The organism is Sphaerochaeta sp. UBA5849 (assembly GCA_002432715.1).
Lineage (GTDB): Bacteria > Spirochaetota > Spirochaetia > Sphaerochaetales > Sphaerochaetaceae > Sphaerochaeta.
Genome location: DJGJ01000046.1, coordinates 22,869 through 46,423, shown reverse-complemented (window position 1 = coordinate 46,423; position 23,555 = coordinate 22,869). Strand labels below are relative to the sequence as shown.

Annotated in this window: 25 protein-coding genes; 8 read left to right on the top strand and 17 right to left on the bottom strand. The window is 52.3% G+C overall.

Going from position 1 to position 23,555, the window contains the following annotated elements; all coding sequences use genetic code 11:
- Positions 1-3: 3 nt before the first annotated feature.
- Positions 4-237, bottom strand: coding sequence for a helix-turn-helix transcriptional regulator (locus tag B3K89_RS08070; protein WP_293892585.1), 234 nt, complete (start codon positions 235-237; stop codon positions 4-6).
- Between the two features lie 391 nt (positions 238-628).
- Here B3K89_RS08070 and xdhA point away from each other — a divergent pair, with 391 nt between their 5' ends.
- Genes xdhA through xdhC form a run of 3 tightly spaced genes read left to right on the top strand, consistent with a single transcriptional unit; the run spans position 629 to position 4,297 of the window.
- Complete coding sequence (gene xdhA / locus B3K89_RS08065) at positions 629-2,917, top strand: xanthine dehydrogenase subunit XdhA (RefSeq protein WP_293892588.1); 2,289 nt, start codon at positions 629-631, stop codon at positions 2,915-2,917.
- A gap of 11 nt (positions 2,918-2,928) precedes the next feature.
- A complete protein-coding gene (gene xdhB, locus B3K89_RS08060; protein WP_293892591.1) occupies positions 2,929-3,816 on the top strand; it encodes a xanthine dehydrogenase subunit XdhB in 888 nt (295 codons plus the stop codon).
- A complete protein-coding gene (xdhC, locus tag B3K89_RS08055) occupies positions 3,809-4,297 on the top strand; it encodes a xanthine dehydrogenase subunit XdhC (protein ID WP_293892594.1) in 489 nt (162 codons plus the stop codon). Before xdhB ends, xdhC begins: the two co-directional genes overlap by 8 nt.
- A gap of 56 nt (positions 4,298-4,353) precedes the next feature.
- On the opposite strand, the gene B3K89_RS08050 is transcribed toward xdhC, so the two are convergent.
- From B3K89_RS08050 to B3K89_RS08030, 5 genes are all read right to left on the bottom strand, one after another.
- Complete coding sequence (locus B3K89_RS08050) at positions 4,354-4,581, bottom strand: heavy-metal-associated domain-containing protein (RefSeq protein ID WP_293892597.1); 228 nt, start codon at positions 4,579-4,581, stop codon at positions 4,354-4,356.
- A gap of 72 nt (positions 4,582-4,653) precedes the next feature.
- Positions 4,654-6,501 (bottom strand): heavy metal translocating P-type ATPase, encoded by a 1,848-nt coding sequence (locus tag B3K89_RS08045; protein WP_293892600.1) that lies wholly within the window; start codon positions 6,499-6,501, stop codon positions 4,654-4,656.
- Positions 6,479-6,811, bottom strand: coding sequence for a hypothetical protein (locus B3K89_RS08040; RefSeq protein WP_293892603.1), 333 nt, complete (start codon positions 6,809-6,811; stop codon positions 6,479-6,481). Before B3K89_RS08040 ends, B3K89_RS08045 begins: the two co-directional genes overlap by 23 nt.
- 429 nt (positions 6,812-7,240) lie before the next feature.
- Positions 7,241-7,561 carry a HigA family addiction module antitoxin gene (locus B3K89_RS08035; protein ID WP_293892606.1) on the bottom strand — a complete coding sequence of 107 codons (321 nt, stop codon included), beginning with the start codon at positions 7,559-7,561 and terminating at the stop codon, positions 7,241-7,243.
- 23 nt (positions 7,562-7,584) lie between these two features.
- The gene (locus B3K89_RS08030) at positions 7,585-7,872 is read right to left on the bottom strand and encodes a type II toxin-antitoxin system RelE/ParE family toxin (protein WP_293892609.1); all 288 of its coding nucleotides are present in this window, start codon (positions 7,870-7,872) and stop codon (positions 7,585-7,587) included.
- Between B3K89_RS08030 and B3K89_RS08025 the strand changes: the two genes are divergently transcribed.
- From B3K89_RS08025 to B3K89_RS08015, 3 genes are all read left to right on the top strand, one after another.
- Complete coding sequence (locus B3K89_RS08025; protein WP_414712344.1) at positions 7,837-8,916, top strand: ketopantoate reductase family protein; 1,080 nt, start codon at positions 7,837-7,839, stop codon at positions 8,914-8,916. The two genes, B3K89_RS08030 and B3K89_RS08025, sit on opposite strands and share 36 nt — an antisense overlap.
- Before the next feature lie 224 nt (positions 8,917-9,140).
- The gene (locus B3K89_RS08020) at positions 9,141-9,425 is read left to right on the top strand and encodes an RNA recognition motif domain-containing protein (protein ID WP_293893811.1); all 285 of its coding nucleotides are present in this window, start codon (positions 9,141-9,143) and stop codon (positions 9,423-9,425) included.
- Positions 9,426-9,692: 267 nt separating this feature from the next.
- The gene (locus B3K89_RS08015) at positions 9,693-10,466 is read left to right on the top strand and encodes a 3-ketoacyl-ACP reductase (RefSeq protein WP_293893808.1); all 774 of its coding nucleotides are present in this window, start codon (positions 9,693-9,695) and stop codon (positions 10,464-10,466) included.
- Here B3K89_RS08015 and B3K89_RS08010 read toward each other — a convergent pair.
- From B3K89_RS08010 to B3K89_RS07985, 6 genes are all read right to left on the bottom strand, one after another.
- A complete protein-coding gene (locus tag B3K89_RS08010; RefSeq protein WP_293909167.1) occupies positions 10,461-12,467 on the bottom strand; it encodes an FAD-dependent oxidoreductase in 2,007 nt (668 codons plus the stop codon). The two genes, B3K89_RS08015 and B3K89_RS08010, sit on opposite strands and share 6 nt — an antisense overlap.
- The gene (locus B3K89_RS08005; RefSeq protein WP_293893803.1) at positions 12,468-13,466 is read right to left on the bottom strand and encodes a LacI family DNA-binding transcriptional regulator; all 999 of its coding nucleotides are present in this window, start codon (positions 13,464-13,466) and stop codon (positions 12,468-12,470) included.
- Between the two features lie 12 nt (positions 13,467-13,478).
- A complete protein-coding gene (locus B3K89_RS08000; RefSeq protein WP_293893801.1) occupies positions 13,479-14,618 on the bottom strand; it encodes a hypothetical protein in 1,140 nt (379 codons plus the stop codon).
- Positions 14,618-16,120, bottom strand: a complete 1,503-nt coding sequence (locus B3K89_RS07995; protein ID WP_293893798.1) for a tripartite tricarboxylate transporter permease — start codon at positions 16,118-16,120, stop codon at positions 14,618-14,620. The genes B3K89_RS08000 and B3K89_RS07995 overlap by 1 nt, the downstream gene beginning before the upstream one ends.
- 18 nt (positions 16,121-16,138) lie before the next feature.
- Positions 16,139-16,615, bottom strand: a complete 477-nt coding sequence (locus B3K89_RS07990) for a tripartite tricarboxylate transporter TctB family protein (protein ID WP_320349929.1) — start codon at positions 16,613-16,615, stop codon at positions 16,139-16,141.
- Positions 16,616-16,712: 97 nt separating this feature from the next.
- Positions 16,713-17,690, bottom strand: a complete 978-nt coding sequence (locus B3K89_RS07985) for a tripartite tricarboxylate transporter substrate binding protein (protein ID WP_293893792.1) — start codon at positions 17,688-17,690, stop codon at positions 16,713-16,715.
- 243 nt (positions 17,691-17,933) lie between these two features.
- Here B3K89_RS07985 and B3K89_RS07980 point away from each other — a divergent pair, with 243 nt between their 5' ends.
- Complete coding sequence (locus B3K89_RS07980) at positions 17,934-18,866, top strand: D-alanine--D-alanine ligase family protein (RefSeq protein WP_293893789.1); 933 nt, start codon at positions 17,934-17,936, stop codon at positions 18,864-18,866.
- On the opposite strand, the gene B3K89_RS07975 is transcribed toward B3K89_RS07980, so the two are convergent.
- From B3K89_RS07975 to B3K89_RS07955, 5 genes are read right to left on the bottom strand one after another with little or no spacing between them, the layout of a single operon-like run.
- Positions 18,861-19,319, bottom strand: a complete 459-nt coding sequence (locus B3K89_RS07975; RefSeq protein WP_293893786.1) for a GNAT family N-acetyltransferase — start codon at positions 19,317-19,319, stop codon at positions 18,861-18,863. The two genes, B3K89_RS07980 and B3K89_RS07975, sit on opposite strands and share 6 nt — an antisense overlap.
- A 3-nt stretch (positions 19,320-19,322) precedes the next feature.
- A complete protein-coding gene (locus B3K89_RS07970) occupies positions 19,323-19,796 on the bottom strand; it encodes a GNAT family N-acetyltransferase (RefSeq protein ID WP_293893784.1) in 474 nt (157 codons plus the stop codon).
- A 3-nt stretch (positions 19,797-19,799) separates the two neighbouring features.
- The gene (locus B3K89_RS07965) at positions 19,800-20,741 is read right to left on the bottom strand and encodes a D-alanine--D-alanine ligase family protein (protein ID WP_293893781.1); all 942 of its coding nucleotides are present in this window, start codon (positions 20,739-20,741) and stop codon (positions 19,800-19,802) included.
- Positions 20,738-21,715, bottom strand: coding sequence for a D-alanine--D-alanine ligase family protein (locus B3K89_RS07960; RefSeq protein WP_293893778.1), 978 nt, complete (start codon positions 21,713-21,715; stop codon positions 20,738-20,740). The genes B3K89_RS07965 and B3K89_RS07960 overlap by 4 nt, the downstream gene beginning before the upstream one ends.
- Positions 21,709-22,974, bottom strand: a complete 1,266-nt coding sequence (locus B3K89_RS07955) for a KamA family radical SAM protein (protein WP_293893775.1) — start codon at positions 22,972-22,974, stop codon at positions 21,709-21,711. Before B3K89_RS07955 ends, B3K89_RS07960 begins: the two co-directional genes overlap by 7 nt.
- 246 nt (positions 22,975-23,220) lie before the next feature.
- Here B3K89_RS07955 and B3K89_RS07950 point away from each other — a divergent pair, with 246 nt between their 5' ends.
- Complete coding sequence (locus B3K89_RS07950; RefSeq protein ID WP_293893772.1) at positions 23,221-23,538, top strand: hypothetical protein; 318 nt, start codon at positions 23,221-23,223, stop codon at positions 23,536-23,538.
- Positions 23,539-23,555: the final 17 nt, after the last annotated feature.

Here is a 23,555-nt window from a genome sequence, read left to right as displayed (position 1 = left end):
TCTTCAGCTGCCAGACAGGGAAAAGAGTTTGGCCAACAGCTCGTTGCGTCCATTGACACGGCATTTTGCATAGATGCTGCGATTATGATTGGCCACAGTTTTAATCGAGACAGAAAGGGCACAACCAATCTCCTTGTCACTTTTTCCCTCAGCTGCCAAGCGCAACACCTCGACTTCCTTGCCACTAAGCGAATTGTCAGCAGCAAACGATTGCAATGAGGCATGGTTCGTACTCATCGTGGGATGCTCGACCTGCTCCAACAGTCGGGCAAAACCTAATCTGAATTGTTCAATGCGGGCTCAGACCAACTCCTGGGGATGCCGACATGCCATACATTACTCCTTTTTTGGCTTCTTCATGATACCAGAGGAAAAGCCATCCCACTCTCATGCAGGCGGGGGAGTCGTCACGTAGGGAGAAAGATGTTAAAATTATACACGCAACCGATACCAAGACCGGTGGTTTTCTTTCGAATCTCCTCCAAGTTTTTTCTTGTATTTGTTGCAGATTGTTGTATTATTGACCTACATAGAAGAAAGGTCGCCCTTCTTGCCGCCGATGCATGGCGGGTTGTTCAATTCCAGGAAGAGTGCACGAACGTTGGTTCCTTATTAGAAGGAGGACTTCATGGACATAATCGGAACTTCCCTGAAACGAGTCGATGCATTCGACAAAGTAACAGGTAAAGCGAAATACACTGGCGATTTGGTCTCCGCCCATGCCCTGATCGCGAAGGTGCTGCACAGTACCATTGCAAACGGCTGGGTCAAGGAGTTCGACCTCAGCGAAGCATGGAAGGTCAAAGGCGTCGTGGACATTGTCACCTGCTTTGATGTCCCTGACATCCAGTTCCCCACCGCCGGACACCCTTGGTCGACCGATCCCAAGCATCAGGATATTGCCGACCGAAAGCTGCTCAATGCCAGGGTTCGCTGTTATGCCGACGACATCGCCGCCGTCATTGCAGAAGATGAAATCGCCGCCGAGGAGGCAGTGAGAAAAATCAAGGTCACCTATGAGGAGTACACTCCCATCCTTACCGTCGAAGATGCGATGAAGGAAGGAGCCACGGTCATTCATGAGGAACGACCGAACAACATCGTGGTGAAATCAACATACGAGATCGGCAAATTCGAAGAGGCAATCCAGGAAGAGGGCTTGATCAAGGTGGTCGGAGACTATGAGACGCCGGTGGTCAGCCACTGCCACATCGAAAGTGCAAACTCCTTCGCCTATATGGAGAACGATAAAATCGTAGTGGTCAGCTCCACCCAGATTCCCCATATCGTACGCCGCGTCTGCGCGCAAGCCCTTGGTGTAGGATTTGGGAAGATCAGGATCATCAAACCGTACATCGGTGGTGGCTTTGGCAACAAGCAGGATGCACTGACTGAACCGCTGAATGCATTTCTTACTACGAGAGTAGGTGGACGGCCGGTCAAGCTTGCCTACACCCGTGAAGAGACCTTTGCTTCAACCCGCACCCGGCACGCCATGCAGTTCCATATCGAGAGCTACATCCGTAAGGACGGCAGCTTTGCGGCCCGTACAATCAAGGCTTACTCCAACCAAGGCGGCTACGCCTCCCACGCCCACGCCCTTGTTGCGAATGCGGTCAACGGCTTTCGCATGATGTATCCTGTGGGAGCGATCAAGAGCGAGGCCTATACAGTCTACACCAACCTGCCGACTGCAGGAGCGATGCGCGCCTACGGCATTCCCCAGATCGGTTTTGCCTTGGAAGCCCACATCGATGACATTGCCAGGCAGACCGGGCTCGACCCGATCATGCTTCGCAAGCAGAATATGATGAAGCTCGGCTATGTCGACCCGATCACCACAATCACCTGCCACTCCACCGGCCTTGAAGAGTGCATCGACCGCGGCGAGAAGTACCTCGACTACTCAAAAAAGCGTCTTGCCTATGCAAACCAGAGCGGCCCGATCAGAAAGGGTGTGGGCATGGCGATTTTCTGCTACAAAACAGGCGTCTACCCCATCAGCTTGGAGACATCGGCCTGTCGCATGGTCCTCAACCAGGACGGTTCACTGCAGATGCAGATCGGCGCTACTGAAATCGGGCAGGGAGCCGACACCGTTTTTGCCATGATGGCGGCCCAGACCATCGGAGTGACCGTGGACAAGGTCCATGTAGTCAGCAAACAGGACACCGATGTAACCCCGTATGACACCGGAGCGTATGCCTCAAGACAAACCTATGTCTCCGGCATGGCGGTGAAGAAGACAGCCGAGTCCTTCAGAAAGAAGATCCTCGAGTTCGCAGGCTTCATGCTGAAAAAAGATCCTTGGGATTTGGATATCAAGGACAACAACATTGTGCATACCAACAAGGATGAGAAGCTACTCAGCGTCGCCGATGTGGCCATCGAGTCCTGCTACAGCCTTACCAATTCCACCCATATCGCCGCCGAGGAGTCCCACCACTGCACCGACAACACCTACTCATTCGGTGTCTGTTTCACCGAGGTCGAAGTGGATATCCCGATGTGCCAGGTAAAGGTTCTGGATATTATCAACGTGCATGATTCAGGGAAAATCATCAACATGCAGACCGCCCGCGGACAGGTTCACGGCGGTATGAGCATGGGCCTTGGGTACGGTCTCTACGAACACTTGAAGTTCGATCCGAAGACCGGCCAGATGCTCAATGACAACCTGCTGGACTACAAGCTGATGACGGCCATCGACACTCCCGAGCTCCATGCGGACTTCGTACAGACCAACGACCCAACCGGCCCGTACGGAAACAAGTCCCTGGGTGAACCTCCGACGATTCCGGTCGCACCGGCCATACGCAACGCGGTGCTCAATGCAACCGGGGTTGCCATCAATGCCATTCCGCTGCACCCGCAGCGGATGTTCGAGGCCTTCACCGAAGCGGCCCTGATCAAATAAGGAAACAGTGTATGTATAACTTCAACAACCTCTACGAACCGACAACAGTGGAAGAAGCCTTGCGCTTGAAAAAGGAGCATCCCCAGGCGTTGTGGCTTGCCGGAGGCAGTGACATCCTGATCAAGATTCGCGAAGGAAAGCTTGCCGGTTGCGATTTGATCAACATCTACTGCCTTGATGAACTGAGAGGAATCTGCCTTGAGGACGATGGCTCGATTCTCATCCGCCCGCTTACCAGCTTCACCGATGTTTCGATGCATCCGGTCATCAAGCAGCATGTTCCCGTCCTCGGGGAGGCAGTCGACCAGATCGGCGGGCCGCAGGTACGAAACATCGGGACCATCGGCGGCAATATCTGCAACGGGGTGACCAGTGCCGATAGTGCAACCACGCTGAAGGCTTACGATGCAGTGCTGGAAATCACCAGTCTTGACGGTATCCGCCTCCTTCCCTATGCCGAGTTCAATCTTGGACCGGGCAAGGTGGACATCAGGGAAGGCGAGATGCTGAGCGGCATCCGCATCGCCAAGGAGAACTATGAGAACACCAGCGGCCATTACATCAAGTATGCAATGCGCAAGGCGATGGACATCGCCACCCTCGGCTGTTCGGTCAATGTGAGACTTTCCCGTGACAAGAAGCACATCGACCGCCTACGCATCGCCTTCGGTGTTGCCGCCCCGACTCCCATCCGCTCCACGACTGCCGAGGCGAATGCACAAGGCCACGAGCTGAACGAGCAACTGCTTGACGTAGTGGCTGCGGGAGCCTTGGCCGATGTGAAGCCGAGAACCAGCTGGCGTGCATCCAAGGAATTCCGCTTGCAACTGGTAAAGGAAATGGCAAGAAGAGCAACGAAGGCGGCAGTCGAGAAAGCAGGAGGAACCATCAATGGCTAATAAAGATATACACTGTATCGTCAACGGAAAAGAGCGGGTTTTCTCAGTGGATGTCCGCTCATCCTTATTAGATATGCTCCGTGGCAAAGCTGGTTTGGACAGCATCAAGCACGGCTGTGACGTAGGTGAATGCGGTGCATGCACCGTCCTGATCGACGGCAAGCCTTTCAACTCCTGCATCTATATGGCAATCTGGGCAGAGGGAAAAACCATCCTGACCCTCGAAGGCCTCAGTGACACCAAGGGTGCCATCAGTGACATCCAGCAGGCGTTCATCGATGAGGGAGCGGTGCAATGCGGTTTCTGCACCCCCGGCTTCATCATGGCTTCCATTCCCATCATTGAGAAGGACAGCCCTTCCACCCGCGAGGAGATTCGCAGACAGATCTCCGGCAACCTCTGCCGATGCACCGGCTATGAACACATAGTCGATGCTATCGAAAAGACACAGAAGAAGCGTATTGAGCAGAAGAAAGGCTGACAATGAACGGGATTGCGTAAGCAGTCCCGTTTTTCTTGTTGCTTTCCATCCTGGATTTATTTGACTTGTGAATTCTTCACCTCATAACCCAACGTGGTGATGGCCTGCTCGATTGCTTCAGAGGTGATGACAGAGTCATCAAAGTCAAGCTTGACTTTGCTAGCGTTGAACAGAACCTTCACACTCTCCTTCTGCACTCCTTGCAGTGCTTTGGTTGCATTCTCAATCTTTTGCATGCAGGACGGACAAGTCAGTGTCTGCAGCTGGATGGTAAGTTTTTTCATAGTATGTTGACTCCTTTCATTGTATGGTATGGCTAGCATACCAAGATTATTTTTTTTCGTAATTGATTCAAATCAACTTCGGTAGTGAAGTAGGCGCATTCCGTTGAGAATCACCACAAGAATGCTTGCCTCATGCACCAACATTCCGATGGACATATTCATCCACTCACTGAAAAACACACTCGCCAAGAGAATCAGCACCACTCCCACTGCGATTGCAATATTCTGGCGCATGTTGCGTGCCGTAGCTTTTGCCAAGCCCAGGGCGTGGGGAAGGCGGCTGAAGTCTGAATTCATCAGCACCACATCCGACGTTTCGATGGCTACATCGGTACCGCTGCCCATGGCAATGCCGATTTGGGCCAAGGCGAGCGAGGGACTGTCGTTCACCCCGTCACCCACAAAAGCAACCATTCGACCTTCCGCCTGCAGCTTCTTGATGAACGCTGCCTTGTCCTGGGGCAACATGTGACCGTGAGCCTGTGTCAAACCCAGCTGTTTTGACACCAAGTCCACCGTCCCCTGGTTGTCTCCGGAGAGGACTACCAAGTGCTTGACCCCCAGTTTCTTCATCTTTTGCAGATGGCTCTTCACACCCTCGCGTATTTGGTCGCGGATTCCCATCAAAACATGAAGCTCACCGTCAACGGATGTCAACACAAGCGAGTTTCCCATCGCTTCAAAACGCTCAATATCTTTGCGGACCTTCTCAGCCAGGGGCACTCCCTGCTGCTCCATCAAGCCTACATTACCGACGGCAACCGTGTGACCGTCCACCTCGGCTACAATGCCCCCGCCCGCCACCACATCGGTCTTCTGTACAGCAAAGGTATCGACAGGACCCAAATGCTGAACGATCGCCTTGGCCAATGGATGGTCTGATTCTCTTTCTACGCTCGACAGATAGCCCAAGGTTTTCCGGATATCGGAGACATAGTAGTTTGTGTCTGCAACAGAGGGATTTCCTTCAGTCAGCGTTCCTGTCTTGTCAAAGACGATGGTGTCGACCCTGCTGAAATCGTGAATGACTTCACTGCCCTTGAGCAGCACGCCATGGCGTGCACCGTTGCCAATGCCTGCGACATTGGAGACGGGAACTCCGATCACCAAGGCACCTGGGCAACCGAGCACCAGAATGGTGATGGCAAGTTCAATATCCTGTGAGAATATCCATACAAGCGTGGAAAGTATCAGGACGGCGGGAGTGTAATACTTTGAGAACCGGTCGATGAAACGCTCGGCCTCCGACTTTGAGTCCTGGGCCTCCTCGACCAACTCGATAATCCTTCCAAAGGTGGTATCCTCTCCCACCCGGTCGGCAACGACTTGCAGAGTCCCATTTTCCAGAATGGTTCCGGCAAATACCTGCGAGCCCTTCCTCTTGCCGACAGGCACGGCCTCACCGGTGATGCTCGCTTCGTTGATATGGCCTTCGCCGGTAAGGACGGTACCATCGACGGGAACCTTCGCACCTGTTTTGACAAGGAGTGTATCACCGACATCGACTTCATCGACGGCTACTTCCTCAAACTCTCCGCTCTCGCTCAGCTTCAAGGCACTCTCGGGCGCCATCTCAGTCAATTCCTTGATCGCCGATCGGGTTTTCTGCAGCGTACGCTGCTCCAGATACGAGCCGAACAAGAACAGGAATGTGACAATTGCTGATTCTTCAAAGTTCCTGATGATAAAGGCACCTGCGACCGCCAGCGTTACCAGCACATCGATGCTGACAACCTTGACCCTCAGTGCTTGATAGGCTTGGATGGCGATCGGAGCAGCTCCAAGCACCGAGGCAAGCATGAGCGACCACATAGCCATCTGTTCTTGGTGAAACGCCAGCTCACTGGTAAAGCCGAGGATGATCAGGATTGCACTTATGATGGTTATATGGTTCTTTCTACCTAGTATGAATTTCTGCATCGCCTGCTCCTTTTGTGTATGCTTCATCGAGTTGTGACAGCATGTGATATACCGCCTCATAGGTCTCACACACATCCTGGGGGATGGTGTAATTGTCGGTGATGGTCCTCAGCAAGGCAAACTCCTGCTGCAATGCAGGATGCTTTGCACCTGCCTGCTCGATCTTTTGGACCATTGCCTCGAAGGTCTGGCGTACATCATGAAATTCAGGGTGATTGGACCCGTGAACACGGTCTACAATGGGAACATATTGTTTCAGAACCTTGAGATATTGCTTCTTTGCAGTGGTAAACGTTGTAGTATTTGACATAGTGTGATCTCCTTTTTTCTCTCTGTTACAGCAGTACAGTAGCATCGAAAGGAGAAAGAATAATTGATTAGAATCAACTTTGGATGATTATGTGAAAAAAGATTTTGTTGTCGGCTTTTGCTCATCTCCTGCCTCAAGCAGGCCGTCTCGGTACGCTTACAGCCATATAAGGGGCTCGCATCGTAGGAAAGGCCGATTTCAGTGTACCGGTGAAAGCACGGTTGCCCGAGCAGATGCAGGGGACCTACGACCTGATCTTCCTCTTGACCAAACAACTGGAGAACCGCAAGGTGGCCACCTTTCTTTGTACCTATCTTACAAAGGACGGACTGTTTTGGTCACCATGCAGAACGGCTTTCATGCAAGAAGCGGGATCAGATGAGACAGTCCCACTTTTTGTTATATCCTCTTTTCTTGTACCTGTTGGTACTACTCTTCACATACCATTGACATGCGGTCATATACCGGCAGTGTGGCAATCGTTTTCTGATACTCTTCCTCTTTGGCATCAGACTCGAGAGCATTCTGCAGATTGATGAAATAATTCCTGGACATTCCAAAATAATGGGCTAGACGCCATGCAGTATCGAGGGACATGTTTCTTTTCCCATTGAGAATATTCAGCATTGCACCCGCTGTGATGCCGATATCCTTTGCCACTCTGTAAGCTGACAATCCCAGGGGCTGGAGCCACTCAGTCCTCAAGTATTCTCCGATGGTTACAGGAGCCAGTGTGTATTCATCATCCATTGTACTTCGCCTCCTTTTCTTCATCAGTGATAATCGACAAGCTGGACATCCCAAGCTTCCGCTGTTTCTTCTTTCCATGTAAAACAAATCCTCCATTGATTATTTGCCCTGATGCTGTAACGTTGAAGACCGCATCCGAGCAATAATTCCAAGTGATTGCTTGGAGGAATTCGTACGTCATTGATCGTCAGTGCAGAATCCAAGCTTTTCAACTTCAGGTAGATGCGTTTTGCGACATCCTGAGGAAGGCGTTTGTCGAACAATCGGTGGTATGCATGTTCTGTTCTCGAATCACTGAAGGATCTGATCATGGTCGAAGTATAATTCATTATGAAATATATTTCAACAAGAAACTCCACTACTGCAAAGTCCGACCAGTCAGCTGTGTCCCGCTTTTTATTTGGGAACGCTGCATTCCCAATCTTCTGCAACCGGATGCAATGCAGGGCTCTTGCCTCAANNAAGGGGCTCGCATCGTAGGAAAGGCCGATTTCAGTGTACCGGTGAAAGCACGGTTGCCCGAGCAGATGCAGGGGACCTACGACCTGATCTTCCTCTTGACCAAGCAACTGGAGAACCGCAAAGTCGCCACGTTTCTTCGCAGCTATCTAGCAAAGGACGGACTGTTGGTCACCATGCAGAACGGCCTGCCGGAAAGCGAGTTGGCCCAAGTATTGGGTGAACAGCGGGTCGCAGGCTGTGCAATCGGCTGGGGCGCAACGTTGAAGGAGTGCGGGGTGGCAGAGCTGACCAGTGAGCCAGAGGCCCTCGCCTTCAGCCTGGGGATGCTAGGCAAGGGCCGGGAGGAGATGCTGAAAGCCGTTGCATCGATGCTTGGCGTCATGGGACCGGTCACTCTTGAAGAGAACTTCATCGGGGCCAGATGGTCCAAGCTCTTGATCAATGTCTCCTTCAGTGGTACTGCCACCGTGCTGGGATGCACCTTCGGCGAGGTTGCAAAGAACAAGCAATCGCGTCGCATCGCCCAGTTGATCCTCAAGGAGTGTTTCGATACCGGCCACCGCTTGGGCATCACCTTCGAGCCGGTGCAGGGGAAGACCATGGAGAAGCTGTTCAACTACCAAGGCAGTTTCAAACAGAAGCTCAGCTTCCGGCTTATTCCCCTCGCCATGAAGAAACATGCGAGTCTCAAGCCCAGCATGCTTCAGGATATTGAGAAGGGGAAAAAATGCGAGGTGGAAAGCATCAACGGTATCCTGTCCAAGGAAGGGAAAAGAGCAGGTATCGCCACACCGGTAAACGATCTGGTAGTGCAATTGATTGGAAGAATTGAGACAAAACAGGCCTATCCGGGTTGGTCCAATCTAGAAGCTTTCAAATCGTTTCTTTCTTAATTCTAGAAAAATAAACACTTATTTTTCTCAATGGTATTGACTCTTTGTCCGATACCCCGTAGGCTGAAGGAGCTTAGACTTTGTGTTCCTTTTTGCTGACGATCCTATCTTTGTAGCCATGCTGCTTGACTTCCATGCACTTCTGACGGGTAATCGATCGAAACTGTACCAAACTCCTAAGACACCCACAGAAAGCAGGCAACGACCTGCGCAAGGAAATTATCATGGCAAAAAAAATTTATGTAGGAAACATGAGCTACCAGACTTCTGAAGAGGCTTTGTACTCTTTGTTCGCACAGTACGGCGACGTAATGAGCGCCCGCATCATCATGGATCGCGACACCAACCGTCCCAAGGGCTTCGCCTTTGTTGAGATGGACGACGATAGCGCAGCAGTTGCAGCAATCAGCCAGCTTGACGGCCGTGAGCTCGATGGAAGAAACCTCAGGGTCAACGAAGCCATCGCAAAAGAAAGAACCGAACGCAGACCTTCTTACAACAGGTACTAGACTTTACATCAAGCAGCAGAGGGAGCCCGGAAGGGCTCCTTTTTCATGCAATGAGCCCAATCATACTCCACCGGAGAGTCTGCACCACGACAGTCATGATTGTGTAGGAGAAAGCCTTCCTACCTTCCAATGGGAGAGCCAAGTACGTAGGTTGGCTCGACCCATGTACATCTCCTGTTCGTATCAGCTTCTGCTGAATGCTCTTGACAGATACGGATAAAGACTACACAATTCATATTGTTGCATGCAACAATATGGAGGATTTCTATGGCAAAAACCATTCTTGTCACCGGCGGCGGCAGAGGCATTGGACGAGGCATTTGTCTCACTCTTGCATCCAGCGGCTTTTCCGTACTCATCAACTATGCTGGAAACGAGGTAGCTGCCCGAGAGACACAGCGGCTCTGCAACCAGGCTGCCATCGATTCCGACCAGTCCTTCCCTATCCTCAAAGCCGACATCTCCGACACCCAAGAGCGAAACCAGCTCATCGAGCAGGCATTCGCAGCAACCGGTTCCCTCGACGGCTTGGTAAACAACGCCGGCGTTGCTCCCTCGCAGCGGGCGGACCTTCTGGATATGAGCGAAGAGTCTTTCGACCGCCTGATGCATATCAATCTCCGTGGTCCGGTTCTGCTTACCCAGCAAATCGCCAACCACTGGAAACAAGCCGATGCACTGCAGGGCAAAACCATCATTTTCATCACATCGGTCTCCGCTGCCATGGTCTCGGTAAACCGCTCTGAATACTGTATCAGCAAAGCAGGCCTCGGCATGGCAGCCTCGCTGTTTGCTGCAAGGCTCGCCGGTGATGGAACCCTTGTATACGAGATCAGGCCGGGTATTATCAAGACCGACATGACCTCTACGGTACAGCAGAAATATGATACCCTCCTGGAGCAGGGAATCGTCCCGCAAATGCGCTGGGGCCTGCCCGAGGACATCGGCAGAACGGTGAATTCACTGCTGCAGGGGGGGCTGCCCTTCTCCACCGGTACGGTCATCACCGTCGATGGCGGGTTGGCCATCCCCAGACTATAGGAGATGAAGACCGCTCTGATACTCCTTCCACACCTGTTCAAACCAAAATGACTCAGATGGAACGGCTCTGCATTGGTCAAACCGATGACAGAGCTTTTTTTGTGCATCAAGGTAGAGGACCTGCATCACCGACCGAAGCTGTACTTTCTCTTCCTTGATCCTGTACTGGCCGGCAAGCGGATGGGCTTCCCTGCCTGCCGAGTCAACCACAAGATAAGAACCTCTGCTGCCTCCTTCCTGTTGGATATAGTGGTCGATTGCAGAGAGGTACCAAACCTGGGCTATCAGCATATGCCGCAGCCTGAGAGCCTTGGCCAGAAGTTCGACAGGAACCGACAGGTCTTTGCCAAAAGCCAGTTGCTGGGCTTTCGCCTCCAACAGGGCCTTCTGCACCAACTCTTTCCTGCGGATTGGACCGGCAAAGTTGGACATCCGCCTTTGCAAGGTGGAAAGTTGCTCATCCAACAGATACTTTGCTGACTGCAAACTATTGTGCTTTGGAGAAGCCACCCACGAAGAAACCGTACCAACCAGCTCCTTAAGCTGGCTTTGTATTGGCTCTGAGAGTGAAACGTCATGCAGAGAATCCCTGCTTGCTGCGATGCGCTGGGCTGCACGGAGTGCTCCGACCTGGCCGGCATTCAAGGCACTCCCGCCGGGACGGCTCACCCCATGGCTGCCATTCACCTCACCGATGGGATACAAACCCTTGATGTTGGTGGATTCCCACCAGATATCGCTGTATAGTCCGCCGTTGTTGTGCTGGGCGCAGACATCGATTTCCAGCAGTTCATGCTGAAGGTCGATGCCGTGCTTTGCATACAGGTCGACAGCAGCCGTATTGAGCAACTTCAGCCGTTCAAAGGGGGTTTCAGCCCAAGCCTTCGAGGCGTCAAGGTATCCAAGCGCGGTGGGATGAACACAATGTCGGCTGAACGGAGACCATGCAGGATTACCCACGATATTGCTGGAGTAATCCAGAAACACCCTCCGACCTTTTACCTGTGTCTCATGGTAGACCAACAAATCGATCAAGGAAGAACCCTGGTCGAAGACCTTCGCCGCATCGAAGGGCCACTGATACCCCTTGAGGAACACAGCGTTGGTCAACTCTTCCCAATTGTTGAAATAGGGAAGTAAAAAATCAACTGGATTGTTGCCTCTTCGGTCTGTACTGATGTAACGAGGAAGCACCTGCTGGTAGCTGCCTGAAAGATTCCATCGGAACTTCGTACTTGCAATCCCGAACTGAGATTCCGTCAGGTTGACAGCCTCCGCCCCGATTTCCATCGCCAGGCCTATGCTGCCCACATGCACACGGGGATAAACAGAGGCGGCATAGAAACCGGCAGGGCCGCCGGTACCCAGCACCACGTACTCGGAAAGAATGACACAGAGTCCGTGGTTTTCATTGTGCACTTCTTGCTTGTTCAGCACTACAGCCCCGACCATGGCGTGATTCTCATCGGTAAGCAGCCGAACAACATCACAGCGGTCCCACAGGGGGATGTTGCATTTCTCAACTTCGGCATGCAATACACGCACCATCTCCTTGGAGGTATACGGCCCGAGGCTGATGCCCCGGTTGCTCGGGTCGTGGTCGGTCTTGTAACCGGTGTACCCGCCATAGCGGTTGCTTGGAAAGTTGACGCCCAGGCTGACCAGGTTGTAGAAAGCCCTCAATGAGTTTTGGGCTTCAACGAAAGCCATATCACCATGCACAGATCCGCCTCTTGTGTACGACTCAACCATGGAATATGGCGAGTCGGGAATGGGGCTTGCATCACTGAGGCGGTAATAGGTTTGCTTGTCGCTGCCGGTATTGCGGCTGGTGCCACCCTTGCTGTTGTCGGTGACAATAACCATGTCGTGTACGCCCATTCGCTTGAGGTGAACGGCGCACGACAGGGATGCTGCCCCCGATCCAACTATCAAGGCTTTGGTGCGATACACCGGGATCATATGCCCCAATACAGACCACGTTGCATGTAAGTGCATCATTCAGATGGTTTCTCCTTCAATGTACGGTCCTTCCAAAGCTTTCTGAATGGGAGCCTGCGAGCGATCGATGATGCGTGAACTCAACCAGAGGCCCGCCTCCATCCCCAAGGTACGGAGCGAGAACTCTATGGTATCGATGCGTTGGTCCATCAGCTGGAGCATCGGAGAGTTGTCGAAGCCGGAAAGGGAAAAGCGATCGGGAACCTGCCAGTTTTGGTGTAGGGCTGCTTGATACAAGGAAACTGCCATCAGGTCATTGAAGCAGAGCACTGCATTGTATGAGCGCTCCTTGAGAGCGGGAATCACTTTGGAATTCAGCTCTGTCAGGGAATCGACCATGATCACATCCAGATCCGGGTCGAAGCTAATGTGACGTCTTTGGCAGGCTTCGATCACACCCTGCTCACGCAGGGCGCTGACTGATGGTAGCTGGGAAAAGCCGATGAAGCAGGGCTTGAGACTGTCCTTTCGCTTCTCATACATAGCACCCACCAGCTTGTCCATTCCACTCAGGTTGTCCACCAGGACATAGTTGTGTTCCGGATTTGAACGGTTGAGCATCAAAAAAGGAACACTACGATCTTCCAATAGTTCTTCTATCTGCACGGAAGGTTTGGTGAAAGCAAAGATACATCCATCGATGTCTCCGAGCTTTTTGGAGTCAAAAAGAGATGCATCGCCATCGTTCAGACTGGTTATAATATTGATCCGAGTCTCTCCGAAACCCTGTTGAACTCCTTCCAAAAGTTCTGCAACATCATAAAACAGGTGGATGTAGCTGAACTTTGCCATCGGAAGGAAAAGACGGATGGTGATGATGGCCCTACCCTTTTGCTTCTTGATGGAACGCTTTTCGTAGTGCATCTCTTCGGCTGTACGAAGGATCAGCTCCCGCTTCTCCTCACTGATCAGAGAGGAGTTGTTGAGAACCCGTGAAACGGTACTGGGTGAAATATCCAGTGCCTTTGCAATGTCGTAGACCGTCACTTTCTTTGCCATCATCACCCTGCATCAGTTAAGGGAGGGGTAGATTATGCAACCTACCTCCTCTTGCTTGATCATCAATTTGGAACAACCCGAACATAACTTACAATAATCCACCTCATCGCCGAGGGCAAGTCGCTTCGGGAACAAGGGATCGGAAAGTGTCTGCCGTCCCCACCCTGCAAAATCGGCATATCCGAGCCTGATATTGCTCTCTGCCTCGCGTACCCCTTCCTCCTGCAACACCGAGTAAGCTGAGCCGAACACCATCATCCGGTCCCCCACCAAAGCCTTTGCACGGCGGGCGTAACGGAACTGATGCAGGTAGAACCACTTCGATGTTGCTGTCGGCCGGGTGATCTCGCTGGTCACTCCTGGAATTCCTGCCGAAACATTGACATAGTCCATGCCAAGGTCGGCCATCAGAGAGATGACGAGGTCCATCTCACATAGGTCTTCCACGGCGTCGCTGGCCGAGGCCGTACCACAACCGCCTTTTATGCCTTCCCAGTAGGAGATTCGGCTGCCGATAATGAAATCCTTGTTGGTAAGGCGTGTCTTGATTTGGGGAATCGACTCGGCAAGGAAGCGGGTGCGGTTCTCAAAAGATCCTCCCCACTTGTCGGAACGCTGGTTGCCCGGCCTGAGCATTTCACAACCCAGATACCCATGGCACATCTTAAAGTCGACACCATCGGCACCGGCAGCCTCGCTTAGCAAGGCTGCTTCTATGAACAGGCGCTGAATCTCATCGATCTCTTCGGTGGTCAGCAGGTGCTCCCAACTCTCGGCCTTGTACAAGGCGGTGGGACGAGAAAAGTCACGTCCACTCTTGCGTCCGGAGTGGGTCACCTGAAACAGAACCAAGACATTGGGATCGGCTGCTTTCATCGCTTCCACCAACGCCTTGAGGCCGGGAAGATTTTCAGAGTTGATCACCATCTGGTTCTTGCGTGCAAGCGCATCATCTGCAACCGCCAAGGCTTCAATGACGATTACACCCCACTTGCCCTCGGCAAGCTTTGCATACCGTTTGATGGCCCGATCGGAGACTTTGCCCCCGACGGCGTCATTGCCTTCCATCGGTTGGGCTACAAAGCGGTTTTGGGCGATACGATTGCCAATTTTCTGTGACGAGAGCAGGATGCTATCGGATTCAAGCTTCATTAATTACCCCTGATAAGTGTTTTATTGAATTTCTTCATAATCGCCGGGCCGGTCAGGACCACCACCACGACGATGAGAAACGCAAGACTGATCGGTCTCTGTACGAATGTCGCCCAGTTGCCGCCAGAGAGCATGAGAGCACGACGGAAATTGCTTTCGAAAAGCGGGCCGAGAATCATACCCAAAATAATTGGTGCAATCGGAAGGCCGATCTTTCGAAACACAAATCCGACGATACCGCTGATGATCAACACCCAGATATCGAAGATGGAGTTGCTGATGGCATAGGAACCTACCAAACCAAAGACCAGAATGGCGGGAATCAGATACTTCTTGGGAAAGCTGATCAGCTTGGCGAAAACAGGAGCTCCCAACAGGCCCAGGATACACATGAACACAACCGAGAGCAGCAGGCTGATGAAAATTGAGGAGACGAAGGGCATCTGCTGCTGGAACAACAGCGGACCCGGTCTGAGGCCTTGGATGATCAGGCCGCCCATCAGAACTGCCGTCATTGCATCTCCGGGAATACCAAGGGTGAGCATGGGAATCAAGGCACCGCCGGTACTGGCATTGTTAGCCGCCTCAGGGGCTGCCACCCCTTCAATGATACCGGTTCCCAAGAGTTCCTTGCGCTTGCCGAAGCGCTTTTCCTGTCCATAGGCAACCAAGGCTGCAATAGAGCCGCCGGCGGCGGGAAGTGCTCCGATCAGGACACCAATGAAAGAAGAGCGGACAACGGTACCAAAAATCTGCTTGATGTGCTTGATGGGAGGAAGAAGCCTGGAAAGCTTTTGCTTTACCGTAACCTTGTATTCAGAGCTGGAAATCTGCACCAACATCTCCGAGAGCCCGTACATTCCGATCATTACCGGGATGGAGTCGATGCCTTCCAAAAGCTCGGCCCGGCCCATGATGAAACGGGGATAGCCGGTGATGGGGTCCATGCCGACAATGCCGATGATCAGACCGATAACGCCGCTCATCAATCCTTTGACGGTGGAGCCAGGACTGATGATGGCGATGATGCTCAAGCCGATGAGGGTGATACCGACATACTCTTCGGCACTGAATTTAAGGGCGACGCTTGCAATGGCCGGAGCGGCGAACATCAGTACGATGACGCTGAAGAAGCCTCCGAGGGTGGAGCTGATCGTTGAGATTCCGATAGCCTCCCCTGCTCTTCCCATCTGGCTGAGCGGATAGCCATCAAGGCTGGTGGCGATGGCTGATGGAGTACCGGGAATATTTATGAGAATCGCAGAAATGGAGCCTCCATATACCGAGCCCGAATAAAGACCGAGCAAAAAGGCAAAGGCAATGACTGGGGAAAGCCCGAACGTAAAGGGGATGAAGACTGCAATGGTCATAGTTGCAGTCAGGCCCGGGAGTGCACCAAATACGATACCGATCAGTACTCCCAAAAAGGATGACAGGTATATGACTGGATTGGTGAAGAAGTGCAATCCGGAGAGGTAAAGATCCATTGAAAAAAGTTCCATGGTGGTTTCCTTATCTGGTTAAATCAAGAGCCCTTGGGGGAAGGGAATGGAGAGAATCATCTTAAAAATAATGTAAATAATGGCCGTAATTCCCATCGAGACACCCAGTATCAATACAGGTTTGCGTCCTTGTTTGTCGGTGAGCATCCACATCAAGGAAGTGATGAAAACAAAGCTTGCGGTTGCAAAGCCTAAAATCTTCATTATGAATACATAGAGAATCAGCATGACCAGCGTGACCAGGAACATCAAGAAAGCTGTTTTGCTGTTCCACCACGATTCCACTTTGGTGGTGTTTTGGGTTCGAAGAGCCTCAATAACCATCAAAACCGATAGAACCGCCAGCAGGATGGCAAGAATTCGTGGATAGAAACCGGTATTGAGGGCTGCAATGCCTCCGGTTCTCGTCGGCATGAAGCCGGAAGCGATATAGAGCAGGCCTGCAAAAGCGAAGAACACTATTCCTGCAATGATATCAGAGTTTTTCTTTGTCATTCGTTTCTCCAAAAACACGGTTGGGAGGCAGTGAATATCGCCCCCAATGTTGATTGGGGACGATACTCCAGTATACTTCGGATACTCGCCTGTGTAATCAGTCGTCGATGAACTTGATGCCCAGCTCGTTCACCAGGAAGTCAAGCTGCTTCTCAGCATCCTTGATTACGTCGGCGAACTGGGTCCTGTTCAGGTAGACAGGCTGATATCCTGCATCGATGAGGAACTTTCTGATGGTCTCGTCCTGCATTGCTCGACCGATTGCCTCGTCGATGATGCGGACCTTCTCAGGATCGGTTCCCTTCGGAGCCACAAAGCCGCTGTAGTTGCCCATCACTGCATCGATGCCCAGTTCCTTGAGGGTAGGTACATCGGGATAGGATGGATGGCGTTCTGCAGATGCGATGGCCAAGAGGCGTAAAGAACCGCTGTCAACGTGTGCAGAAAGATCGGGAAGCGGAATGTTGGTCATATCGACGTGTCCACCAAGAAGGGCGGTGACCGCCTCTGCATACGCAGGATACGGGATATGGTTGACCTTGATGCCGGCCATGGCTTCAAAGTATGCAGCATAGATATGAGCACTTGCACCGGTACCGGAGTTGGAGTTGGTCAACTTGCCGGGGTTTGCCTTTGCATAGTCGATCAAGTCCTGAAGGGTCTTGAAGGGACTGTTTGCATTGACGGTGACCGTTGCAGGAATCGTAATGACCTGGCTGATGAGTTCTACGTTGTAGATGTCTGGATAGATCGGGGAGACATATTTTGCAGAGACGGTGGACATGGAAGTGGTTCCGATGACGTAGCCGTCATTGGCAGCCTTCTCAATTTCCAACGAACCGACGACGCCACCCCCGCCGGGCTTGTTCTCAACTACGAACGGGACACCAAACTGCTTCTCCAGATGACTGGCGACCGGTCGGGTCAACACGTCGGTCATACCACCTACGGACCAGGGAATGATTACCCTGACGGTCCTGGATGGATACTTCTCGATTGTCTCCTCTTTTGCCCCTGCGGCAAAGAGTGGCAATACAAGTGCGAGAACGATTGCCAAAACCAAAAGTTTCTTCATGATCTCCTCCTTAGGAGAGTACCAAGATGCTGGTACAAGAGCATTGTTGCATGCAACTTTTTTATTGCATGCAACAATCTTACCCTATCCAGAGAATCTGTCAAGCATTTTTTTCAGCGTCTTCATTCTTCCGAATAGTCATCGACACATTGCTCTTGGCGTTTCTCTCACACCGAAAACACTGCATCACCACCCCGCCATCCTTGACAAACATCGGTCGCAGGGAAATGATGAACCATCATCATGCAACAGGTCATCATCCTCCACAACCAGATTCCTTCAGACGCCCCAGAGGACGTATTGGATATTCTTCGCCAAGCCCGATGGATCGAGGAAATACTCACCAAGCAAGGGTTTTCAGCAACACTGCTTCCCTACTCGCTTACGGAACTCGAGCAGCTTGACAAGAACATAGTTGTTTTCAATCTCGTCGATTCGGCACCCAAGGAGGAGACGCTCTCCTATTTGGTACCGGGAATTCTTGAAAGCCTGCACCTGAAGTATACCGGCTGCTCGCTGGCAAATCTCTTTGTAACCACCAACAAGGTGCTTGCCAAGAGGCTGATGGCCGACCATCATCTGCCGACTCCCGCCCTGTACAGCAAGGAGAGTGAAAAGGGGCTCTACCTGATAAAGCCCATCGAAGGGGACGCATCGGTAGGCCTTGATGAACAGTGCCTCGTCGAGCACGAAGCAGTGGAGGCGATGCTGAGAGAGAAAGAATCGCAGCTAGGCTGCCCCTGCTTTGCCGAGCAGTACATCGACGGCAGGGAGTTCACCGTCTGCATGTACGGCACAAAGAAGGAAGTACACATCCTCCCCCCGTATGAATGGGTCTTCAATGACTATGGACAGAAAGCGAAAATCATCACCTATGATGCCAAATGGACCGAACAAACCTTCGGCTATGAACACATCAGCGCAAAGTACACACACGATGAGGCTGACAAACCCCTTCTCAGGCAGTTGGAACAGCTTGCTCAATCATGCTGGAAAGTATTCGACCTGTACGGATATGCTCGAGTGGATTATCGCGTCGATACAAACAAGAGGCCGTACATTCTGGAACTGAATGCAAACCCGAGCTTCTACGGATTCTACCATCTGTCCAAGGAGTGGGGGTTCAGCTTCGAGCAAATCATCGTATCGTTGGTGGAACAAGCGCTCACATCATAGGTACTTATCCACCCAAACCAAGCTCTCAAGCTCGAATCCTTCACCGGCATAGAGGTGTTGTGCCCGCTCATTTCGCGGATGGGTCACCATCGCAAGATAGGTACAGCCCATCTCTTTCGCCCACCGTTGGGCCTCGGTCAACAGCTTCGTTCCCAAGCCATGGATGCGGGCCTCTTCCGCCACATAGAGCTCATTGAGCCACAGGTAGTCTCCTCCGCTCTCCAATCCACAGCAGACATTGCCGAAGGCAATGCCTACCGCATGGTCCTGTTGGTATGCCACCCAGAGCACCGCACGACTCTCCTCTTTCATGGCATTGGCCAGAACGGAAGCAACATCTTGATATGTCGGGGTATAGCCGATAAACGTCAGCTGCTGCTTCACAAGATTGTGCACACCCTCGATATCGGGGATTACAGCGTTGTGTTGGAAGCTCCGAATTTGGAAGTCCATGGCTTACCACCCTTTGACGTACAACAGCTTGTCATCACCGGGGGCATAATAATCTTTCAGCTGTCCTTCCAGGATGTACCCGTGACGGGTATAGAAGCTGCGGGTGGGGAGGTAGAGGGACTGTGAGGAGGTCTCGATGTAGATGCGTTTGCCGCCCCTGCGCTCGATTTGTGCCTCGGTCTGCTGTAAGAGAAGCCCCCCGATACCCTGTCTTTGATACGCAGGGTCGACGGCGATCCAGTAGAGGTCATAGCTGAATCGTGTTCCCGGGATAGGTCCGAAACAGGTATATCCGAGCACCTGTGCACCCTCTTGGGCGAACTGGAAGAAGTAAAGACTCTTCTCCCCCTGCTCGAGCCTTTCACGTACCAGCGATACGCCGACCTCCTGCTCTTCCTCGTTGAAGAAGCCTGAGTTCTTCAAAATGGAAGCGACAGCCTCCATATCCTCATATATTGGTTGTTCGCGAAATTGCATCCACTATCTCCTGAGCAATAGCTCAATGACCTCGCAATAGGTCATACCTGCTTGGGAAGCCGCTGCGATGAAACCGCTGTCGGCTGCTATGCAAGGATTGCTGTTCATCTCCAGGATGAACGGCTTTTTCTGTTGGTCGACCCGCACATCGACTCGGGCATACCCACTGTTTCCAAACAGTTCATACACAGCTTTGGCAAGCCGCCTCAGCTCTTCAACCAACCCCTGGTCGTCGATGCCGAACGTATAGGACCGCTTGGTATGCTGATAGGCAAATGACTGCTCCTGCCACTTCGCCTCATACCCGACAATCTTCACCTTGTCAGCGGGATAGTCGACAAAGCACATCTCACAGACCGGAAGCACCCTGCCCCCCGGCAGAATCGAGAGATTGAACTCTCGTCCGTCGATGTAGCATTCTGCAAAAAGATCGGGATGCTCATCCAGATACGAAGAGAGCTCCCCGGCATCCGTAAAGGTTCTCACCGAGGCATCGGTGATACCCACCGAAGCCTCCTGTGCAATGGGTTTGACCATCAGGGGAAAGGAGAGGAAGGATGAGCAGTCACCGCCTCGTTCCAGCCACAGCGGAGTAGGAAGTCCGCCAAGATTCAGCTGTTTTTTGGCAACCACCTTGTCCCCGGTTACCGAAAGCGTATAAGCATCACCCCCGCTATAGGGAATCGAGAGCGTCTGGCACAACAGGGGGACCAAATGCAAGAGACGACTTGAACTCAGATTCTCCACCAGATTGAACACAAAGTCGCACCCCGACTTCTCAATGCGGCGGGCAGTGAGATTCAGATTCAAGGAAAAGGCAGCCACTTCTACCGTATGGCCGAGACGGAGCAATGCCTTCTTTACCGCCTTGACCTGGACCAGGGTATCCGCCTCATCCTCGCTCATGATGCTTTTTCGGCTATCGGTGAGAATCAAAACCTTCATAGGCCAAGCCTCTTTTGCGCAGAATACACGATTCTCCCTATGAGATCATCATAGGACAGTCCGTGCATCCTGCTCAGTATCGGAAGGTCGGAGTCGATGGGATGCAGGCCGGCCAGCGGGTTCACTTCCAAGAAGTGCACCACATCCTTCTCACCCATCTTTACATCGATTCGCCCTCCGTCCCGGCATCCAAGCGCACGCCAAGCCGCCAAGGCGACTGCCTCGCATGCCTTCCACGCAACCGGTTCGGGCTTCTCATAGCGGGTTGTGGTCACATACTCCTGTTTGGTCTTGTAGGAATAGATGCCTCCGTCGCTGTGGTGGTCGATGATGATTTCCATCACCCCGGTGCTCACCGCCTCATCTCCTGTTCCCGTAATACCGACTGTGAACTCCCTGCCGCTGAGGAAAGTCTCCACCAACACCGGCTGCCCATAGGTAGCAAGCAAGGATTCAGAGACGTTCTTGAGCTGTTGTGAATCGGTAACTTTGTTGGAAGCTGTAATTCCAATACCGGTCCCCCCGCCGACGGGCTTGAGAAAGAGAGGATAGGGAAGATCAACCTTCTTGTAGTCTTGTGGATGGGAGAGAACGCAATAGTCTGCAGTAGGCACTCCGGCCTTCCTGACCACCTCTTTGGCAAAACCTTTATGCAGGCAGATCGCCAGTACAAAGGAATCACTGAACACATAGGGAATCCTGTAGGCATCCAAAAGGGCGGGGATTACCGACTCCCGCAAGAGGCCGTGCATTCCCTCTGCAATGTTGAAGACCAAATCACAGGTCTTCCCTGCAGCAAGAAAGCCCACCAAGGCCTTCACATTGCCGATCCGCACCGTCTGATGGCCAAGTTTCTGCAAAGCCGCATCGATGGCATCGATGGTGACAATGCTGTCGCACTCGGCAACCAATTCAGGTGCGTACCCCTCTTTGAGGTAATCATCCTTCAAATCATAGGTCATTCCGATCAGCACGTCGCATTCTCCCTTGCAGTGGGATAGGAGAACACCTTTCCCTCATAATTTCTGAGGTACAGATGCTCATCATCCTGTCCTACTTCGTACTGAGGAAGAATGGGGACCTTGCCGCCGCCTCCGGGAGTGTCGATGACGTACTGGGGAATCGCATAGCCGCTGGTAAAACCCCGAAGCCCCTGCATCAGAGCCTTGCCCTTGTCAACAGTCGTCCTGAAGTGCTGTGAACCGGAAATGGGGTCGCATTGAAAGAGGTAGTAGGGTTTCACCCTGACCCGCAGCAACTTGTGAAACAAATCGGTCAACACAGGCACCGAATCATTTACGCCTTTGAGCAATACCGTCTGGCTGCCCAGGACCACCCCGTTGTCGGCCAGGGCATTGCAGGCCCTTGCCGCTTCCCTTGTCAGCTCATCAGGATGAGTGGCATGGATGCTCATGTAAATCGGCTTGTATTTGCGCAGAACGGCAAGCAGGCTCTCATTGATCCGCTGAGGCATGACCATCGGAACCTTTGTACCGATGCGCACCATCTCTACATGCTCGATGCCGGTTACCCTGCCAAGCAGATAGTCGAGCATCTCATCCGAGAGGGTGAGCGGATCACCACCGCTGATGACCACATCGCGTACTTCAGTATGTTCGGTGATATATGCCAGAGCCTCTTCCCAATGCTTCTGCAGGGCTTCGGTGTGTCCTCCGACCATGCGCGATCGGGTGCAGTACCTGCAGTAGGTGCTGCAAAAGCTGGTGGTCAAAAAAAGCACTCGGTCGGGATAGCGGTGCACCAAGCCCTGTACGGCGGTGGTATGCTCCTCGGCCAAAGGATCTGCGCTCTCACCTTTTCCTACATACGACTCCTCGATGGAGGGTATGACAGTCCTGCGAATTGCGCTTTGCGGGTCGTCCGGGTTGATGAGGCTGAGATAGTAGGGGGTTACCGAGAAGGGGAACAAGGTGTCCGCACTCGCCAGGGCTTCACGTTCGCTTTGAGTGGGAGTGAGGAACCGACACAGGTCGGAATAGGTGGTGATTCGATGGAAAAGCTGCCAGTGCCAGTCATTCCACATCGCATCGGTCGCGTCCGGGAAGTAGTGCTTCCTGAACTCTTCGATTCTACCTTCCAGAGGAAATCTCGACTCTTGAAGGCTGCCGTTCTGGTGATGAGGTTTCGGTGCAACCGCATCTGCACCGCTCCGTATAAGCGGAGGCTCGACATCATCAATAATAACATGCTCGTTAGTATTGAACTGTCCCATAAAAATCGTCCTTGGCGACCAAAACAACGGTCCTTTCGACTCTTCATGATCGTCATCGACAGTGTATCACCAAGGTAAAAAAAGGTCGCTATATTTTACGCGTTTTTCTGCAAGTTTTGCAGGAATTTTCAAGGCCGCATAGCAGGAAAAATAAACACATTTCTCCCTACCTTCACACAGCACAATTCAGGTCTCTGCAAAGGTTCCTATCTCTGTTACCCTCCAGCCATTATCTGAGGAACCATCTTGAGAGAATGGAAGCTCTTCCATCCCGAACGGTTCCAAGGAACCAAGAAAAAATACCACTACTTTGAAGGCTGGTACTTCAAGATTGCAGTCCAGCAACCAACAAAGCAGGTGCTGCATCTCATCCACATCCGAGAGAACACCTTCAGATGGGAGAAGGTTCATATCACGCTTACGGATGTTGGGCGGCGCAAGCGGCCCATCTATGATAGTATCGATGGGATGCTCCATCTCAGGTTGGAGACGATACAAGGGAACCTGGTCATCGAAGGCGACAGCAGTCATGCCGGATTGGGTTCAGCGAGGCATCCAAGCTGATGGATGGCGGACAAAAA

Bases quoted from the DNA above. Each gene is read 5' to 3' on its own strand.
- B3K89_RS08070 (WP_293892585.1), bottom strand. From the start codon at position 237: ATGAGTACGAACCATGCCTCATTGCAATCGTTTGCTGCTGACAATTCG.
- xdhA (WP_293892588.1), top strand. From the start codon at position 629: ATGGACATAATCGGAACTTCCCTGAAACGAGTCGATGCATTCGACAAA.
- xdhB (WP_293892591.1), top strand. From the start codon at position 2,929: ATGTATAACTTCAACAACCTCTACGAACCGACAACAGTGGAAGAAGCC.
- xdhC (WP_293892594.1), top strand. From the start codon at position 3,809: ATGGCTAATAAAGATATACACTGTATCGTCAACGGAAAAGAGCGGGTT.
- B3K89_RS08050 (WP_293892597.1), bottom strand. From the start codon at position 4,581: ATGAAAAAACTTACCATCCAGCTGCAGACACTGACTTGTCCGTCCTGC.
- B3K89_RS08045 (WP_293892600.1), bottom strand. From the start codon at position 6,501: ATGCAGAAATTCATACTAGGTAGAAAGAACCATATAACCATCATAAGT.
- B3K89_RS08040 (WP_293892603.1), bottom strand. From the start codon at position 6,811: ATGTCAAATACTACAACGTTTACCACTGCAAAGAAGCAATATCTCAAG.
- B3K89_RS08035 (WP_293892606.1), bottom strand. From the start codon at position 7,561: ATGGATGATGAATACACACTGGCTCCTGTAACCATCGGAGAATACTTG.
- B3K89_RS08030 (WP_293892609.1), bottom strand. From the start codon at position 7,872: ATGATCAGATCCTTCAGTGATTCGAGAACAGAACATGCATACCACCGA.
- B3K89_RS08020 (WP_293893811.1), top strand. From the start codon at position 9,141: ATGGCAAAAAAAATTTATGTAGGAAACATGAGCTACCAGACTTCTGAA.
- B3K89_RS08015 (WP_293893808.1), top strand. From the start codon at position 9,693: ATGGCAAAAACCATTCTTGTCACCGGCGGCGGCAGAGGCATTGGACGA.
- B3K89_RS08010 (WP_293909167.1), bottom strand. From the start codon at position 12,467: ATGATGCACTTACATGCAACGTGGTCTGTATTGGGGCATATGATCCCG.
- B3K89_RS08005 (WP_293893803.1), bottom strand. From the start codon at position 13,466: ATGGCAAAGAAAGTGACGGTCTACGACATTGCAAAGGCACTGGATATT.
- B3K89_RS08000 (WP_293893801.1), bottom strand. From the start codon at position 14,618: ATGAAGCTTGAATCCGATAGCATCCTGCTCTCGTCACAGAAAATTGGC.
- B3K89_RS07995 (WP_293893798.1), bottom strand. From the start codon at position 16,120: ATGGAACTTTTTTCAATGGATCTTTACCTCTCCGGATTGCACTTCTTC.
- B3K89_RS07990 (WP_320349929.1), bottom strand. From the start codon at position 16,615: ATGACAAAGAAAAACTCTGATATCATTGCAGGAATAGTGTTCTTCGCT.
- B3K89_RS07985 (WP_293893792.1), bottom strand. From the start codon at position 17,690: ATGAAGAAACTTTTGGTTTTGGCAATCGTTCTCGCACTTGTATTGCCA.
- B3K89_RS07980 (WP_293893789.1), top strand. From the start codon at position 17,934: ATGCAACAGGTCATCATCCTCCACAACCAGATTCCTTCAGACGCCCCA.
- B3K89_RS07975 (WP_293893786.1), bottom strand. From the start codon at position 19,319: ATGGACTTCCAAATTCGGAGCTTCCAACACAACGCTGTAATCCCCGAT.
- B3K89_RS07970 (WP_293893784.1), bottom strand. From the start codon at position 19,796: ATGCAATTTCGCGAACAACCAATATATGAGGATATGGAGGCTGTCGCT.
- B3K89_RS07965 (WP_293893781.1), bottom strand. From the start codon at position 20,741: ATGAAGGTTTTGATTCTCACCGATAGCCGAAAAAGCATCATGAGCGAG.
- B3K89_RS07955 (WP_293893775.1), bottom strand. From the start codon at position 22,974: ATGGGACAGTTCAATACTAACGAGCATGTTATTATTGATGATGTCGAG.